This window comes from Nostoc sp. PCC 7107 (assembly GCF_000316625.1).
Lineage (GTDB): Bacteria > Cyanobacteriota > Cyanobacteriia > Cyanobacteriales > Nostocaceae > Nostoc_B.
In genome coordinates this window covers 5,845,365-5,861,007 of sequence record NC_019676.1, presented here as the reverse complement: position 1 = coordinate 5,861,007, position 15,643 = coordinate 5,845,365, and the positions used below count along the sequence as shown (strand labels likewise).

At 38.6% G+C, this 15,643-nt stretch carries 14 protein-coding genes; 9 read left to right on the top strand and 5 right to left on the bottom strand.

Going from position 1 to position 15,643, the window contains the following annotated elements; all coding sequences use genetic code 11:
* Positions 1–140: 140 nt before the first annotated feature.
* On the bottom strand, positions 141–1,559 hold the full coding sequence (locus NOS7107_RS24955) for an aspartate ammonia-lyase (protein ID WP_015115720.1): 1,419 nt from the start codon (positions 1,557–1,559) through the stop codon (positions 141–143).
* A 138-nt stretch (positions 1,560–1,697) separates the two neighbouring features.
* Here NOS7107_RS24955 and NOS7107_RS24950 point away from each other — a divergent pair, with 138 nt between their 5' ends.
* Entirely contained in the window at positions 1,698–2,261 is a 564-nt protein-coding gene (locus NOS7107_RS24950; RefSeq protein ID WP_044500328.1) for a Uma2 family endonuclease, read from the top strand.
* A gap of 53 nt (positions 2,262–2,314) precedes the next feature.
* Here NOS7107_RS24950 and NOS7107_RS24945 read toward each other — a convergent pair whose 3' ends face one another.
* The gene (locus NOS7107_RS24945; protein WP_044501132.1) at positions 2,315–5,017 is read right to left on the bottom strand and encodes a tetratricopeptide repeat protein; all 2,703 of its coding nucleotides are present in this window, start codon (positions 5,015–5,017) and stop codon (positions 2,315–2,317) included.
* A 174-nt stretch (positions 5,018–5,191) separates the two neighbouring features.
* Here NOS7107_RS24945 and pgsA point away from each other — a divergent pair, with 174 nt between their 5' ends.
* The gene (gene pgsA, locus NOS7107_RS24940) at positions 5,192–5,710 is read left to right on the top strand and encodes a CDP-diacylglycerol--glycerol-3-phosphate 3-phosphatidyltransferase (protein ID WP_015115717.1); all 519 of its coding nucleotides are present in this window, start codon (positions 5,192–5,194) and stop codon (positions 5,708–5,710) included.
* A 39-nt stretch (positions 5,711–5,749) separates the two neighbouring features.
* On the opposite strand, the gene rfbA is transcribed toward pgsA, so the two are convergent.
* On the bottom strand, positions 5,750–6,664 hold the full coding sequence (rfbA, locus tag NOS7107_RS24935; protein WP_015115716.1) for a glucose-1-phosphate thymidylyltransferase RfbA: 915 nt from the start codon (positions 6,662–6,664) through the stop codon (positions 5,750–5,752).
* Positions 6,661–7,728, bottom strand: a complete 1,068-nt coding sequence (gene rfbB / locus NOS7107_RS24930) for a dTDP-glucose 4,6-dehydratase (protein WP_015115715.1) — start codon at positions 7,726–7,728, stop codon at positions 6,661–6,663. The genes rfbA and rfbB overlap by 4 nt, the downstream gene beginning before the upstream one ends.
* A 97-nt stretch (positions 7,729–7,825) precedes the next feature.
* On the opposite strand from rfbB, the gene NOS7107_RS24925 reads away from it, so the two are divergent.
* Entirely contained in the window at positions 7,826–8,572 is a 747-nt protein-coding gene (locus tag NOS7107_RS24925; protein WP_015115714.1) for a Uma2 family endonuclease, read from the top strand.
* 38 nt (positions 8,573–8,610) lie between these two features.
* On the opposite strand, the gene NOS7107_RS24920 is transcribed toward NOS7107_RS24925, so the two are convergent.
* Positions 8,611–9,543, bottom strand: a complete 933-nt coding sequence (locus tag NOS7107_RS24920; RefSeq protein ID WP_015115713.1) for an NAD-dependent epimerase/dehydratase family protein — start codon at positions 9,541–9,543, stop codon at positions 8,611–8,613.
* A gap of 260 nt (positions 9,544–9,803) precedes the next feature.
* Here NOS7107_RS24920 and NOS7107_RS24915 point away from each other — a divergent pair, with 260 nt between their 5' ends.
* The 6 genes from NOS7107_RS24915 to NOS7107_RS24890 all read left to right on the top strand — a co-directional run bounded on the left by NOS7107_RS24915 (position 9,804) and on the right by NOS7107_RS24890 (position 15,600).
* Positions 9,804–10,967 carry a glycosyltransferase gene (locus NOS7107_RS24915; RefSeq protein ID WP_044501131.1) on the top strand — a complete coding sequence of 388 codons (1,164 nt, stop codon included), beginning with the start codon at positions 9,804–9,806 and terminating at the stop codon, positions 10,965–10,967.
* 92 nt (positions 10,968–11,059) lie between these two features.
* Positions 11,060–11,818, top strand: a complete 759-nt coding sequence (locus tag NOS7107_RS24910) for a sugar transferase (RefSeq protein ID WP_015115711.1) — start codon at positions 11,060–11,062, stop codon at positions 11,816–11,818.
* A 393-nt stretch (positions 11,819–12,211) separates the two neighbouring features.
* The gene (gene gmd / locus NOS7107_RS24905; protein ID WP_015115710.1) at positions 12,212–13,291 is read left to right on the top strand and encodes a GDP-mannose 4,6-dehydratase; all 1,080 of its coding nucleotides are present in this window, start codon (positions 12,212–12,214) and stop codon (positions 13,289–13,291) included.
* Positions 13,292–13,314: 23 nt separating this feature from the next.
* Positions 13,315–14,259 (top strand): GDP-L-fucose synthase, encoded by a 945-nt coding sequence (locus tag NOS7107_RS24900; protein ID WP_015115709.1) that lies wholly within the window; start codon positions 13,315–13,317, stop codon positions 14,257–14,259.
* A gap of 96 nt (positions 14,260–14,355) precedes the next feature.
* Positions 14,356–14,934: an ankyrin repeat domain-containing protein gene (locus NOS7107_RS27275; protein ID WP_015115708.1), complete on the top strand. Its 579-nt coding sequence runs from the start codon at positions 14,356–14,358 to the stop codon at positions 14,932–14,934.
* Positions 14,935–15,024: 90 nt separating this feature from the next.
* Positions 15,025–15,600 (top strand): 5-formyltetrahydrofolate cyclo-ligase, encoded by a 576-nt coding sequence (locus NOS7107_RS24890; protein ID WP_015115707.1) that lies wholly within the window; start codon positions 15,025–15,027, stop codon positions 15,598–15,600.
* The last annotated feature ends 43 nt before the right edge of the window (positions 15,601–15,643 follow it).

Below are 15,643 nucleotides of genomic sequence, written 5' to 3'. Positions count from 1 at the left end.
CTCAGCATTTATCACTTCTATTGATTACGAAAATACGGAAATGAGTTTTATGAATAATTAACTACTGATAAACGTAAAGTTAGACGAAGCGATCGCGCTGAGATAAATATTTGCAATATGTGCGATCGCTTCTGATGATTTTAAGATTCTGTCTTGAGGGGTACAATACTACTCATCTGTTCTAGATTTAACACTTCGGCTAATTGGGCTTCCGTCATTAACCCTTTTTCTAAAACAATCTGTCGTAAAGATTTACCAGTTGCTAATGATTCTTTGGCGACTTCCGCAGCATTGAGATAACCGATGTGTGTGTTTAGTGCGGTGACTAAGGCTAAACTGCCTTCCGCATAAGCTAAACAATGATCGCGGTTGGCAGTAATATTTTGAATGCAGCGTTCTGTCAAAACAGCGATGGTATTACCGAGAATTTCGATACTGTGAATCAGGTTATAGGCAATTAACGGCATCATCACGTTCAATTCTAATTGTCCTGCTTGGGCGGCAAGAGCGATCGCACTATCGTAACCCATCACCTGAAAACACACCATTGATGTCATCTCTGCCATGACTGGGTTATATTTCCCTGGCATAATTGAGGAACCTGGTTGGACTGGTGGGAGTTGAATTTCTTTTAAACCAGTTTTCGGCCCTGAGTCCATCAACCGCAAATCATGAGATATTTTGACTAAATCCTGTGCCAAGTTGCGTAAAGCCCCAGAAACGCTGACAAATGGTGCCATACTTTGCATAGCTGCCATTAAGTGCGGTGCAGGTTCTAAAGGTACGTTGAGTAATTCTGAGAGAACTTCCACCACACGGGCGCGATATAAAGGATGAGTATTCATACCTGTACCCGACGCACTACCACCCAAACCCAGCACCATCAAATCTCCAGAAGCAGTATAGATGCGGTTTTGGTGGTCTGTGATGATTTGCGCCCAAGCAGCAAAAGTATCGCCTAAACGCACAGGTACAGCATCCTGAAGATGAGTTCTGCCAGATTTGACGATATCTTGAAATTCTACAGCTTTACTTTCTAAGGCGGCGATCGCTTTTTCTAAAGCTGGGTGAAGTGTATGAGTCAATGCTAATAACCCACCAATGCGAATCGCTGTGGGAATAACATCATTGGTAGACTGTCCGTAGTTCACATGATCGTTAGGATTAACTCGTTTGTAATTACCTTTTTCCTCACCGAGAATTTCTAACGCCCGATTTGCCAAAACTTCGTTAACATTCATGTGGTGGGAAGTTCCAGCACCAGCTTGATAGACATCCACAACAAACTGGTCGCGTAATTGTCCCGCAAGGATTTCATCGGTGGCTTGGACAATTGCTTGACTAATATCTTGGGAAATGCAGTCCAATTCACCATTAACAATTGCAGTAGCTTTTTTAATGATTAAGCAAGCATCTACGTAAGTAGCTAAGGGCTTTAAACCACTGATAGGAAAGTTTTCCGTCGCCCGTAAAGTTTGAATACCGTAATAAACATTACTGGAAATTTGGCGATCGCCCATTGAGTCGCGCTCAATGCGAAAATTTATATTGTCAGTCATAGTATTGTTTGGATGATATCGAAATACAGATCATGCCATGTAAATGACACACACGCCCTTTTTACAAGGTACAATCTTCCAGTTCTAAATCAATTGATTTAAGTTAACCTTAAGTTAAAATACGCGCAGGTAAATATGATGATTAAAACACCAACTCGCCGTATATCTTTAGAGGAATTTTTACAATTACCAGAAACTAACCCAGCAAGTGAATATGTCGATGGTGAAATAGTTCAAAAACCTATGCCTCAAGGTAAACATAGTAGACTTCAGTTGCAATTACCTAATGCAATTAATTCTGTAGCAGAACCCAAAAAAACTGCCCTAGCTTTTCCAGAATTACGCTGTACATTTGGTGGACGTTCCACTGTTCCAGATGTCGCGGTATTTGCTTGGAATCGTATTCCTGTAGATGAGAAAGGCAATATTGCTAATGTTTTTAATACATGCCCAGATTGGACAATTGAAATTCTCTCTCCTGAACAAAGTACTACTAAAGTTACTAAAAATATTTTACATTGTTTAAATCATGGGACTAGTTTAGGTTGGTTAATTGATCCAGAGGAAAATTGTGTTTTAGTTTATCCGCCTCACCAGCAACTAATATTTTTAGAAAACGAAGAAGATACATTGCCAGTTCCCGATTTAGTCAGTGATTTACATTTGACATTGGGGCAATTATTTGGTTGGTTAAAGTTATAAATAATTCCTCAAACCAAATCATGACTTTACCTAACTGGATTAATGTAGTTCTGCTATAATCCATTACCAATCAAAATAAACGATGCCCAATAATAGGGATGGTTAAGACTTAAATTTTCCTTTTGTAGTCTTTGAAAATTACCTGTAATTAAAGCTAATTGTGCTTGTCTAATAGCCTCAGATTTACTGATGTTGGGATTTTGTAATGCGGCATAAAATTCAGTCATTAAAACTTGAGTACCACCATCATCTACAACCCATAATGAAGCAATAGTAGTTTTTGCTCCTGCTAACTGCATTAGATATCCAAACCCTAAAACTTCTTCACCATTACCAAGTTTATTGCCAACTCCGGTTTCACAAGCACTTAATACAATTAAATCTACATTTGGCAGGTTCCAATTTTCTATATCTCGTAAAGTTAACCGTTCACCATTACCAAACAAAATAAATGACTCTTCTGGTTTACCCGCTAAAAATGCTGCATGAGTAGCCAAATGTACTATATTGTGGTTATTTACTTGAGAAATAATAGCCGTTGGTGAAAATTCTTTATCTATAAGTTTAGTAGTCTTTGGAATAATTTGAGCAATGTTATCAACTTCTTTACCTGCATACATAAGCCCATCAAAACTAAAAGTTTGAGCGCCTACTTGGAAAGTGTAACTACCTTGGCTAAAAGCCCCAGCTAAAGTACGCAAATTTGTTTGACGTTTGGTTTTGAGATCATCAAGACTAGCAGCGGTAATGTTATAAATAGCAAAGCGTTGTACCAGCCATTGTTTACCATCATATAAAGCTGTCAGAGGGATATAACGCAACCGTGCATCAGGTGCATAAATAATCGTTTTTGCTTGGGCTTGATTTAAGTCTGATTCTAAAGGTTTAATCAGCCATTCATAAAGTTGATTTGCTACTTTTTTGGGATTCCCAGTTGATCTAACTAAATCTTGGCGAAATTCTGCTATTTTTTGATTTAATTCTTGTTTTGCGACTGCTGAAGTGCGGCGTACTGGTGGAGCATATTGAGAAACCAATATTAGTTCTAGTCTGTCATCTAAAACTAAGGGATATATTAAAACAGCATCTTTTGGCAGATTAGCGCGTAATTTGCTTAGATGAGAAAGGCGGAGATTTTGTTCTTTTGCCGTTTCATTTAATTGACGTACTAGTGATTTAATATCAGTACCATTAATAAAAGTATTAAATTCTCGCCGGAATTGCTGTTGTAATTGCTCAAGTTCAACTATACGCTTTTGTTGGGCGATCGCGCATTGAGATTGACAAGCTTTTCTTAAAGCTACCAGTTGTTTACCTAACTCTATCTCTTTTCCTTGCATAGTCTCTAACTGCAAGACTATTTTTTGTTCTTGGGAAAGCAAATCAAGATTAAATGATTGGTTTTGATTTTCTCCAACCTTATTAAGATATTCATCTGCTTCTTGCAACTTCAATAAATCTAGTACTTGTTGTGCTTCCAGTGGACGATTTTGAGACAGCAATAAATCAGCTAACCGACGATATTTGCGAGAAACATTCTCAATATATGATTTTTGGAGTTTTCCTGGTAAGACACGTAAAGAACGACGAATATCTTCGGTAACATTAACAGACTGTTTATAAAATGTAATAGCTAACTCTAGTTTTTGCTGTTTTTCAAACAAAGCTGCTATGTTACTGAGAGTGATAATTTTGCCTGGATTATCACCGATTTCTTGTTGAATTGCTAAAGCTTGCTGATAGTAATCTAAAGCTTTGGCATATTCATTTTGAATCCGATAAATCAAACCAATATTGCTGATAATACTTGCTTCGTTAGCACGAGAACCTGATTTTTGGGTTAGATTTAGAGCTTGTTGATATACTGCTAAAGCATCAGAATACTTACCCAGACTTTGATATATACTACCAATATTGTTAAGCGTGATGCCTTCTAAATCTCTATAACGAATTTGTTGAAAAATAGTTAAAGCTTGCTGATAAAAATTTAAAGCTTGGGAATACTGTCCTAAATAATCGTAGACTACGCCGATATTGTTAAGGGTATCCCCTTCTAGGAAACGATTGCTAATTTTTTTTGCAATACTTAAAGCCTGCTGATAAAACTCTAGCGCTTTAGAATATTCGCCAAGATGTCTATAAACTAACCCGATTTTGTTAAGACTTTCAGTTTCCTCAATTTTATCGTTGGTTTTTCTCGCAATAGTTAAAGCTTGGTTATGAAACTCCAATGCTTTAGCATATTCTCCTATGCTTCTGTAAGCAGAACCAATACCATTAAGTGTGTCACTTTCTACAGTATTACTACCAACTTCTTGGGCAATTGCTAAAGCTTGCTGATAAGTTTCTAGCGCTTGAGGATATTGACCAATTTTGTCATAAATTTCAGCAATTCTATATAGAATATCAACTTCACCAGCTTTAGCTTTAATTTGTCGACGAAGTACTAAAGCCTGTTGATAAGCTTCTAAAGCTTTGGGGTACTGACCAATTTTGCTGTAAACTTTACCAATACTCAGTAAAGTAAAACTCTCACCCACCTGATCTTTAATCTCACGGCGAATAGCTAAAACCTCGTCAAATAACTTCAATGCTTCTTGTGCCTTACCTTGTCGCAAAAGTCTACTAGCTTCTTGGGAAAGTTTATTAGCTTCTACTTTGCGATTTTGTGATGTCTGCGCTAATGTACTGGATGTTTCTAAAATGGTGTTTGGCAAAGGTACAATTAGCGAAATAAAAATAGCAGCAATTGTCAAAAAATATTTCAAGCTAAGATTCATAAATTTGCTATATTAACAAATAAATAATACATAGTACCTTTTAAATTTAAGACTAAAACTACAAGGTTTGCTTATTTAAGGTATAAAATTTAAAAAATTAAGCTTAATCAGCCTTTATTCTTTACGACTTTGTATAAGGCTAATTCATTTATGACTTTACCTAACTGGATTACTTTTTCTCGCCTTCTTGGTGTTCCATTTTTGCTTTATGGTTTGTACAACCCGACACAGCAGGCTAGATGGATATGTTTGGCAATTTTTCTTGTGGCGGCGTTAACTGACTGGTTAGATGGATATTTAGCGCGGAAACTCAACCAAATTAGTGATTTGGGTAAGTTTTTAGATCCTTTAGTCGATAAGTTTTTGGTACTTGCACCGTTGATGGTGTTGATTGAATTAGGGAAGGTTCCAGCTTGGGGAGTATTTTTGATTTTAGCGCGAGAATTAGCGATCGCAGGTTGGCGAGTTAACCAAGCGACGATTTCGGGGGCGAATATTTGGGGTAAGCTGAAAACAGTAAGTCAAATAGTGGCGATCGCATTTTTGATTGCACCTTTATCAACAGAATGGCAAACTCCTGCATTAATCGCTTTTTGGGTTTCTGTTGGGTTGACTTTAATATCGGGTTTAATTTATCTTTTACCGCCGAAGGTGAATACTGTTGAGTAAAATTTAAATGCAGAGGTGCGCTAAGTTCACGCGGAGTTTTTAATGAGAATTAATGAAACATTGTGGTCTTTTTCTAGCGATGAGATAATCATCTTCTAAAATTGAGATTAAATATTGACCATAGCTACTTTTAGCCATTGGTTCAATTAATTTTTTGAGTTGGGGAACATCTATATAACCTTGATTGTAGGCAATTTCTTCAATACAAGCTATTTTTAATCCTTGGCGTTCTTCTAAGGTTTGAATAAAATTGGCAGCTTGATGTAAAGATTCATGCGTTCCTGCATCTAACCACGCATATCCTCTACCTAAAAGCTCAACTCTTAATTTTCCCTGCTTTAAATAAGCCGTATTCACATCAGTTATTTCTAGCTCATTCCGCGCCGAAGGTTTTAGATTAGCTGCTATTTCTCCAATTTGAGCATCATAAAAATAAATCCCAGGAATTACATATTTAGATTTAGGTAATGCAGGTTTTTCTTCTATTCCTGTTACCCAACCATCCGCATCAAATTCAATCACGCCATAAGGACGCGGATCTTTTACTTGATAGCCAAAAACAAGTCCACCGTTTTTTAGTTGTGCGGCTCTTAGTAATACTTCTCTTAAACCGTTACCATAAAATAAATTGTCACCCAAAATTAAACAAACTGGCTGATTCGCAATAAATTCTTTGCCTAAAATAAAAGCATGAGCTAAACCTTCAGGATAAGGCTGTTCAATATAACTAAACTGCAAACCCCATTGACTACCATCCTTTAAAAGTTCCTGCAATAATGGCAAATCATTTGGTGTAGAAATAATTAAAATTTCGCGGATTCCTGCCAACATTAATACAGACAAGGGATAATAAATCATCGGCTTGTCATAAATTGGCATAAGTTGTTTACTCACAACATTGGTTATGGGATAAAGACGAGTACCAAAGCCACCCGCTAAGATAATTCCTTTCATTTGCGATTTTCGTAGTTTTGTTTCAACCAATTTTGGTAAGCGCCGGTACTAACTTGGTTTACCCAAGCTGAATTATCGAGATACCATTGCACTGTTTTTCTTAAACCACTATCAAAATTTTCTTTGGGTTGCCAACCTAAATCATGTTTGATTTTACTACAATCAATTGCATATCTCCGGTCATGTCCAGGGCGGTCTGGAACAAAATTAATTAAGGAGGAATAAGAAAAATTTGGTTTAGGAACTAATTCATCTAGTATGCCACAGATTTTGTTTACAACGGCTAAATTTGTTTGTTCATTCATTCCGCCAATATTATAAGTTTCACCAATTTTTCCCTGTTGGAGAACTAAATATATCGCTTCACAATGGTCGATAACATAAAGCCAATCTCGTATATTTTGCCCGTCACCATATATAGGTAAATACTTACCATCTAAAGCATTTAATATAGTTAGAGGAATAAGTTTTTCTGGGAACTGACGCATTCCATAGTTATTTGAGCAATTTGTAGTTAAAGTAGGTAATTTATATGTGTGGTAGTATGCTCGAACAAAATGATCTGCTGCGGCTTTAGAAGAGGCGTAAGGACTATTAGGTGTGTATGGTGTATCTTCTTTAAATGCAGCAGCATCAGCTTGAAGTGAGCCGTATACTTCATCTGTAGAGATATGCAAAAATCTAAAATTTTGCTGTTTTTGAGGGGATAGTTTTTGCCAGTAAAAACGGCTGGCTTCTAGTAAATTAAATGTACCAACTACATTGGTTTGAATAAAAACTTGCGGACTAAATATAGACCGATCAACATGACTTTCAGCCGCGAAGTTGATAATTACATCAGGTTTATATTGATTTAACAAATAACTAACTAATTCAATGTTACTAATATCGCCTTGCACAAAATTATAGTTGCGATCGCCTCTTAATTCCGCCAAATTTTCTAAGTTGCTGGCATAAGTGAGTTTGTCTAAATTAATTATGTTTAACCAATCATTTTTTCGAGCCAAAAGAATAAAATTGGCACCGATAAATCCAGCACCACCAGTTACTAATGCTGTTAGCATATATCCTTAAAATTTGATATATAATTTAACTTGTATAAGTAGGTTTATATAAACCCCCTAGATAAAATTTCTATTTATTTTTATCCCCTGAGTAGTTATGTATCAAACAGAACCGCCTCGCCCAGCAAAAGAAACTCTCCCTACAATGTATGATCTTAAGAGTGAAGATCCAAAGGAACCTGGCTTGCCTGACGAATTCCACATTTTTCAACCCCAACTGCTGCGCGAAACGTTTTTTCCACCAAATTATCAAGCAAACGAGGTATTTACAGCTAGTGACTTAAACCTCTACTATGACACTCAGCATCCATTATGGTACAAGCGCCCAGATTGGTTTGCGGTTGTAGGTGTTTCTCGCCTCTATGAACAAAAAGATTTACGTTTAAGTTATGTGATTTGGCAAGAAGGTGTCGCCCCTTTTGTTGTGGTAGAGTTGCTGTCTCCAGGAACAGAAAAAGAAGATTTGGGACAAACTCTTAGAGAAGTTAACCAACCGCCTACGAAATGGGAAGTTTACGAACAGATTTTGCGGGTTCCTTACTATATTGTCTTTGACCGTTACACTGATAAATTACAGGCTTTCCACTTAGTTGCAGACCGCTACAGTGAAATAAATTTAACTAAACCAAGAATTTGGATGCCAACTTTGCAACTGGGATTAGGACTTTGGCAAGGAACTTACCAAGGAATTGAGCGATTTTGGTTACGTTGGTATGATGCAGATGGAAATTGGATTCCTACTCCTGTAGAGCAGGAAAACCAACAAGTTGAAATATTAGCTGCAAAAGTTGAAATACTAGCTGCCAAGCTACAAGAACTGGGTATTGATCCAAATCAGCTATAAAAATTTACCTTACTCAGCACTCAGCACTTAGCACTTTGTCAAGCAGTTTGTAAAATTTCTTCATCTACAGAAAAGTCAACTTCTTTCTTATCTCGTCCACTAGCTAAAAAATCATTGTTCAAGGAATCTGTTAGCCCAGAAATTAAATCATACTCCGGCTGCCAATTTAATTCTGTTTGCGCTTTTTGTACTGATGCGAAAAAATGCTGAACGCGCATCGGGAAAGCTTTGCGTTTGCCGAAATCAAACTTTTTCGGGTCGTAGTGAACTATTTTAATTGCATCTGGTGATTTGCCAGCTGCTACAGCACAAGCACGGGCTAAACCGTCGAAAGTCACAAAGCGATCGCCAGAAATATTATAAATCTGCCCAATCGCTTTTTGATTGCCAATCACCAAAGACATAGCAGTTGCTAAATCTTGCACATGACCCAACTGGGTGATGTGTAATCCATTACCTGGAATAGGAATTGGGCGATCGCGCACAACTCTATCAAAAAACCAGCCTTCTAATTCGTTGTAGTTACTCGGCCCGTAAATATACGTTGGGCGAATTGAAGTAAAAGGTAAGCCTTTTTCCGCCAGGTAGGCTTCTGTTTCATGTTTACCCTTATGACGACTCTTAGGGTCTACCGCATCCCCTTCAACATGAGGTAACTGGTCAGATTTGAGATATACCCCCGCCGAACTCATGTAAATAAACTGCTGCACTCTACCTTGGAAAATTTCTGCCAATGGCTGAGTATCACTGAGTTCTCGACCATTATTGTCAAAAATGATGTCAAAATTTTCTTGTGATAATTTTTCTTTCAGCTGTGCTGCATCCGTGCGATCGCCTATAATTTGTCCTACTCCTGACGGTACAGAACGATTACCACGATTGAACAGTACCACCTCATGCCCTTGTTCCAACAATATTTGAGTTAGGTAAACACCAATGAACCTAGTGCCACCCATGATTAAAATTCGCATAAGTTCCCCTTTTATACCAGTTGCTAATAGAGAGGCTAGAGGTTAGGAAGTTAAAAGTAAAAAGGCAAAAGTTAAAACAAAAGAGTCTTTTACTTTTTTACTTTTGATTTTTGACTTTATTTAGTCCCTAGCCCCAACTTGAGGTTATCAGGTTGCTGCATCCCTCTGGAACCACTTTTGCTGGAATTCCGTCAGAAGTTCAATCTGGGGCGCTTACTCACAATTTGTCTGACTATATTTTTCACCTACTCAAGTTAACTGTGCCTTTGAAATATGCTTTGGTTCATGAGTGGTTAACACCTAAAGCCACCGGTGGTTCAGAACTAGTTGTACAAGAGATTCTGAATCACGTTGATGCTGATTTATATGCCCTAATTGACTTTGAATCCAGTAATCCTGAAAGTTACTTGTACAAACGTCAAATTGGTACGACCTTTTTACAAAACTTTCCTTTTGCGAGGAATGGAGTGCAAAAATATTTGCCTTTGCTACCCTTGGCGATTGAACAACTGGATTTGCGTCAATATGACGTAATTTTATCTTCTTCTCATGCTGTAGCTAAAGGAGTTATAACTACCCCTGACCAGCTGCATATTTGCTACTGTCACAGTCCCATGCGTTATGCCTGGGACTTGACTTTTGATTATCTCCAGCAAAGTAAACTAGGTAGTGGTTTACCAGGGTGGCTAACAAAGTATCTACTACATCAGCTACGCCAGTGGGATGTCTTAAGTGCCAATCGCGTTGATTACTTTATTGCCAATTCCCAGCACACAGCGAGAAGAATTTGGCGTTGCTATCGACGAGAAGCCGCAGTTATTTATCCACCAGTTAATGTAGAAGCTTTTCCGCTTTTTCTCCAAAAAGAAAATTTTTACTTGACTGTTTCCCGTTTAGTTAGCTATAAGCAAGTATCTTTAATTGTCCAAGCTTTCAATAAATTGCAGTTACCATTGGTCATAATTGGTACAGGTTCAGAAATGGAAAAAATTCGCCAAATAGCCAACTCTAACATTAAAATACTGGGTTGGCAGCCTGATGATGTAGTAAAAAAATATATGGCGCAGGCCAGGGCATTTGTGTATGCAGCTTGTGAAGATTTTGGCATTGCCTTAGTAGAAGCACAAGCTTGCGGTACGCCAGTAATTGCTTATGGGGCTGGGGGTGCTTTAGAAACTGTGCGAGATGTGCGATCGCACAAAGAACAAGGAACTGGTATATTTTTTCCAGAGCAAACAGTAGCAGCCTTGACAGAGGCAGTGGAAAAATTTGAAATGTATCGCAATGCCATCAATCCTGAGTATTTGCGATCGCACGTTGCCCAGTTTTCACCGCAAGTTTTTGCACAACGTTATCTAGATTTTCTCAACAAGTGCCACCAAAGCAGACCATACTTAGAAAAATGGTCGAAATTTGTGTACTGAAATTGTGTATGCTTTTGGAACTTCCCTCCAGAAGCACCTCATTTTGGCTTTAAGATTGGGACTATGTGTGGTGTGGATTATTAAGGAGTATGATGACTGCCCAGAGCTCACTCCTCTCCGGCAAGCGAAGCCTACGGCAAGACGCTAGCTCGTCTACGCGTACTTTCTTAAAACGTAGTAAAAAAACCAAGACACCCAAGGTAAAATCCAAGGGTTTGTCTGTTCAGGCTTTAAACGGAGAGTTTGTTAAGCGACTATTCGACATCGGGTTTTCGCTCTCAGTACTGATTTTGTTTTTTCCCCTTTACTTAATTTTGACCTTGCTGATTGCATTAAGCTCAGAAGGCCCAATTTTTTATGTCCAAGAACGGGTAGGTAAAAACTACAAACGCTTCAATTGTATTAAATTCCGCACAATGGTGAGCAATGCAGATGAAATACTCGTGCAAATGATGGAAACATCGCCCCAGTTGCGTCAAGAATTTGAAAGCAGTTTTAAGCTGAAACATGACCCCAGAATTACCACAATTGGTAGATTTCTCCGTATTACTAGCTTGGACGAATTTCCCCAGTTTTGGAATGTTTTAAAAGGAGACATGAGCGTCGTCGGGCCGCGCCCCCTAGTTGCAGAAGAATTACCAAAATACGGTAATCACATAGGTCAGATATTAACAATCCGTCCAGGAATCACTGGTTTGTGGCAGGTTTCAGGGCGTAATGACATACCTTACCCCAGAAGAGTTCAAATAGACCTCCACTACGTCAAATTTCGGAATTTCTGGCTTGATTTGTGGATAATACTGAAAACGATTGATGTGGTCATCATGCCTAAAAATAACGGAGCTTACTGAGCAAGAATCAACATTGATTATAGGGGCAATGAATGCCCCTATTGAAATATCCATATTTATTCTTATAGTTTTAGTTTTTCTCAGTCTCCATGCCAAAAACCTAATAAATAAATACCTCAAATCTTCAATTGATTTAGACTTAACAAAAATCAAGATTATATAAAGTTTTGGTAAAATTTACACAACATATTAAAAATTCTTTCTCATTAATGAGTTAATCTACTCAAAATTGACTTGTTAAATAATTCTTAATTAAGTATATTTGTTTACAGCAAAATTCTGCTATCAATTAAGACCCGTAAGTTTCCCATTAGGCAATTTAGCCATTAGCTGCTAGGTTGTATCAATTGGACTGGAACTATACAGATCAAAAATCACAAGGGATAATTGAGCATGGTGCAAACTAAGCGAGCGTTGATTACTGGTATTACTGGTCAAGATGGTTCATATCTAAGTGAGTTTTTGTTAGAGCAAGGTTACGAAGTTCATGGAATTATTCGTCGGACTTCTACCTTCAATACAGACCGCATTGATCATATCTACGAAGACCCCCATAAAGATGGTGTGCGGTTATTGCTTCACTACGGTGACTTGACAGATGGTACAACGCTGCGACGAATTTTAGAAGAAGTTCAACCAACCGAAATATACAATTTGGGAGCGCAATCTCATGTTAGGGTGAGCTTTGATTCACCAGAGTATACAGTTGATGCAGTGGGTATGGGTACACTGCGTCTATTAGAAGCTATTCGAGATTATCAGCAACGCACTGGTACTGAAGTCCGGTTCTATCAAGCTGGTTCTTCCGAAATGTATGGTTTAGTCCAAGCAGTACCGCAAAGCGAAACAACGCCATTCTATCCTCGCAGTCCTTACGCTTGTGCAAAAGTTTACGCTCACTGGCAAACAGTAAATTACCGCGAATCTTACAATTTGTTTGCTTGTAACGGTATTTTGTTTAACCACGAGTCTCCACGCCGTGGAGAAACTTTTGTTACCCGCAAAATTACCAGAGCAGTAGCGAGAATTGTTGCTGGTAAACAGAAAAATCTGTACATGGGTAATCTCGATGCTAAACGAGATTGGGGTTACGCAAAAGATTACGTCCGAGCCATGTGGTTGATGTTACAAAAAGACCAGCCAGATGATTACGTAATTGCTACTGGTGAAACCCACTCAGTAAAAGAATTTTTGGAGTTGGCGTTTGGTTACGTAAATCTTAATTGGCAAGATTACATAGAGTTTGACGATCGCTACCTGCGTCCCGCCGAAGTAGACTTATTGATTGGTGATCCTACTAAGGCAAAACAAAAGTTAGGTTGGGAACCTTCAGTTACCTTTGAAGGATTAGTCTCCCTCATGGTGGAAGCAGATTTACAAGCATTGGGTCACACTTCACCCAATGGCAATGGTTCATCAATGCCTGTAGATATTGCTACTATTCGTCAAGAATTGGGCGCTCTACACTTCTGATTTACACCTCTGAGGATAAAAATATGACCGCCTTAGAACTCAAAAACAAAAGGATTCTCGTCACAGGTGGGGCGGGATTCCTCGGTCGCCAGGTAATAGATCAGCTGTGTAAGGCTGGGGCTGATAATGCGAAAATTACAGTACCGCGATCGCGTGAATATGATATCCGTATTTGGGAAAACTGTCAACGTGCAGTTGACCAACAAGATATCATTATCCACCTAGCGGCTCACGTCGGTGGGATTGGTCTCAACCGCGAAAAGCCAGCAGAGTTATTCTACGACAACTTAATTATGGGAACCCAGCTAATTCATGCTGCCCATCAAGCTGGAGTAGAAAAATTCGTTTGTGTGGGTACAATCTGTGCATACCCTAAATTTACACCAGTGCCATTTAAAGAAGATGACCTTTGGAATGGCTACCCAGAAGAAACTAACGCACCCTACGGTGTGGCGAAGAAGGCGCTGTTGGTTCAGTTGCAATCTTACCGTCAGCAATACGGATTCAATGGGATTTATCTTCTACCTGTAAACTTATACGGGCCAGAAGATAACTTTGACCCCAGAAGTTCTCACGTAATTCCCGCCTTAATTCGCAAAGTTCACGAAGCCCAAATTAACGGAGATAAACAACTTCCGGTTTGGGGTGATGGTAGTCCTACCCGCGAGTTTCTCTATTCTGAAGATGCAGCGCGGGGAATTGTCATGGGGACTCAATTTTACAATGAATCGGAACCAGTGAACTTAGGTACTGGTTATGAAATTACCATCCGTGATTTGATTACCCTGATTTGCGAATTGATGGAATTTGACGGCGAAATTGTTTGGGAAACTGACAAACCCAATGGTCAACCCCGCAGATGTTTAGATACAGAACGCGCCAAGGAAGCTTTTGGCTTTACTGCACAAGTTGGCTTTAGGGAAGGGCTGAAAAATACCATTGATTGGTATCGTCAAAACGCTGCATAGGATATTTATAGACGTTGTAATGCAGAAGTTCAAATACCCGGCTTTTTTGAAAAGTCGGGTATTTTATTTCATAATTTATGTGAGAGGAAATCCCAGTTGTCCAATTTTCCAGAACGAAAGTATATTACGCTGCATCAATTGATAGAGTCCGATGATACTCAAAAGATTGAACTAATAGTAAACTCAGGTATGGATCTCGAATCGACTGATGATAAGTGGGGTATGACTCCATTAGAATTAGCTGCTCACCTGAATAAGATAACTGTTGTTTCTCTTCTAGTGAATAGCGGAGTAAGTGCGAACTCTATTAGTGTCTCTTCCCCTTTACATTTAGCAGCCGCTAATGGCAATTATGAAATCATATCTATTTTGATTAATACAGGCGCTAGTGTTAATTTCGTTCATGAAGATGGTTGGACTCCTTTATTTGAAGCTGCAAGTCGTGGTCATTTGAAAGCTGTAGAGTTACTAGTCAAAGCTGGAGCTAACCCAAATGTTATCGATTCCTACGAAAATAAACCCATTTTCTATGCTGCACGAAATGGTTACATAGAAGTTGTTGAATACCTTGCTATATATAACTCAGTTAATGAAAAAGAAGCTGCTCTTAAAGAAGCTATTGAAGGCGCAGGGGCTAAAGCTAGGAAAAAGCGTGAACGCCAACAAGCACATTGATAAATTTGTTTTAGGACGTTTCATTCTGTTCCTACAAGTATTGAAACTTTGTAATGTGGCAGCAGTATTTATTTGTTAAAAGAACTTTCTATGTGTGAAGTTGATATTCAATTAGATAAAGTTAAGTTACGTCGTACACTGCTGAAAAAACGGCAATTGATGTCTGTTGCAGAATGGAGAGAAAAAAGTGATCGCATCTGTACAACACTACAAACTTTGATTCACTCTGATGACGCAAAGACAATACTTGCTTATTTTAGCTTTCGCCAAGAACCTGATTTAAGTCCCTTATTTGCAAATACTCAATATCAATGGGGATTTCCGCGCTGCGTTGGTAATTCCCTATCTTGGCATGTTTGGCAATCTGGAGACTCACTGCAAATTAACAACTATGGTATTAGTGAACCATATCCCGATGCGCCAACTATAGACCCTAGTGAAGTAAATTTAATTCTTGTGCCTAGTGTAGCTTGCGATCGCCAAGGATATCGCTTGGGCTATGGCGGTGGATATTATGACCGCTTACTCAGTTCTCCTGAATGGGCAAATAAATCAACTGTAGGTATAGTATTTGATTTTGCTTACTTGCCGCAACTACCTGTAGAAACTTGGGATAAACCGTTACAAGCGATTGCGACAGAAACTAAATTCCTTATTTATCCTTAAAATACACTTTGTTCTATGAACCTCTCCCCACCCCCTCTCCGCG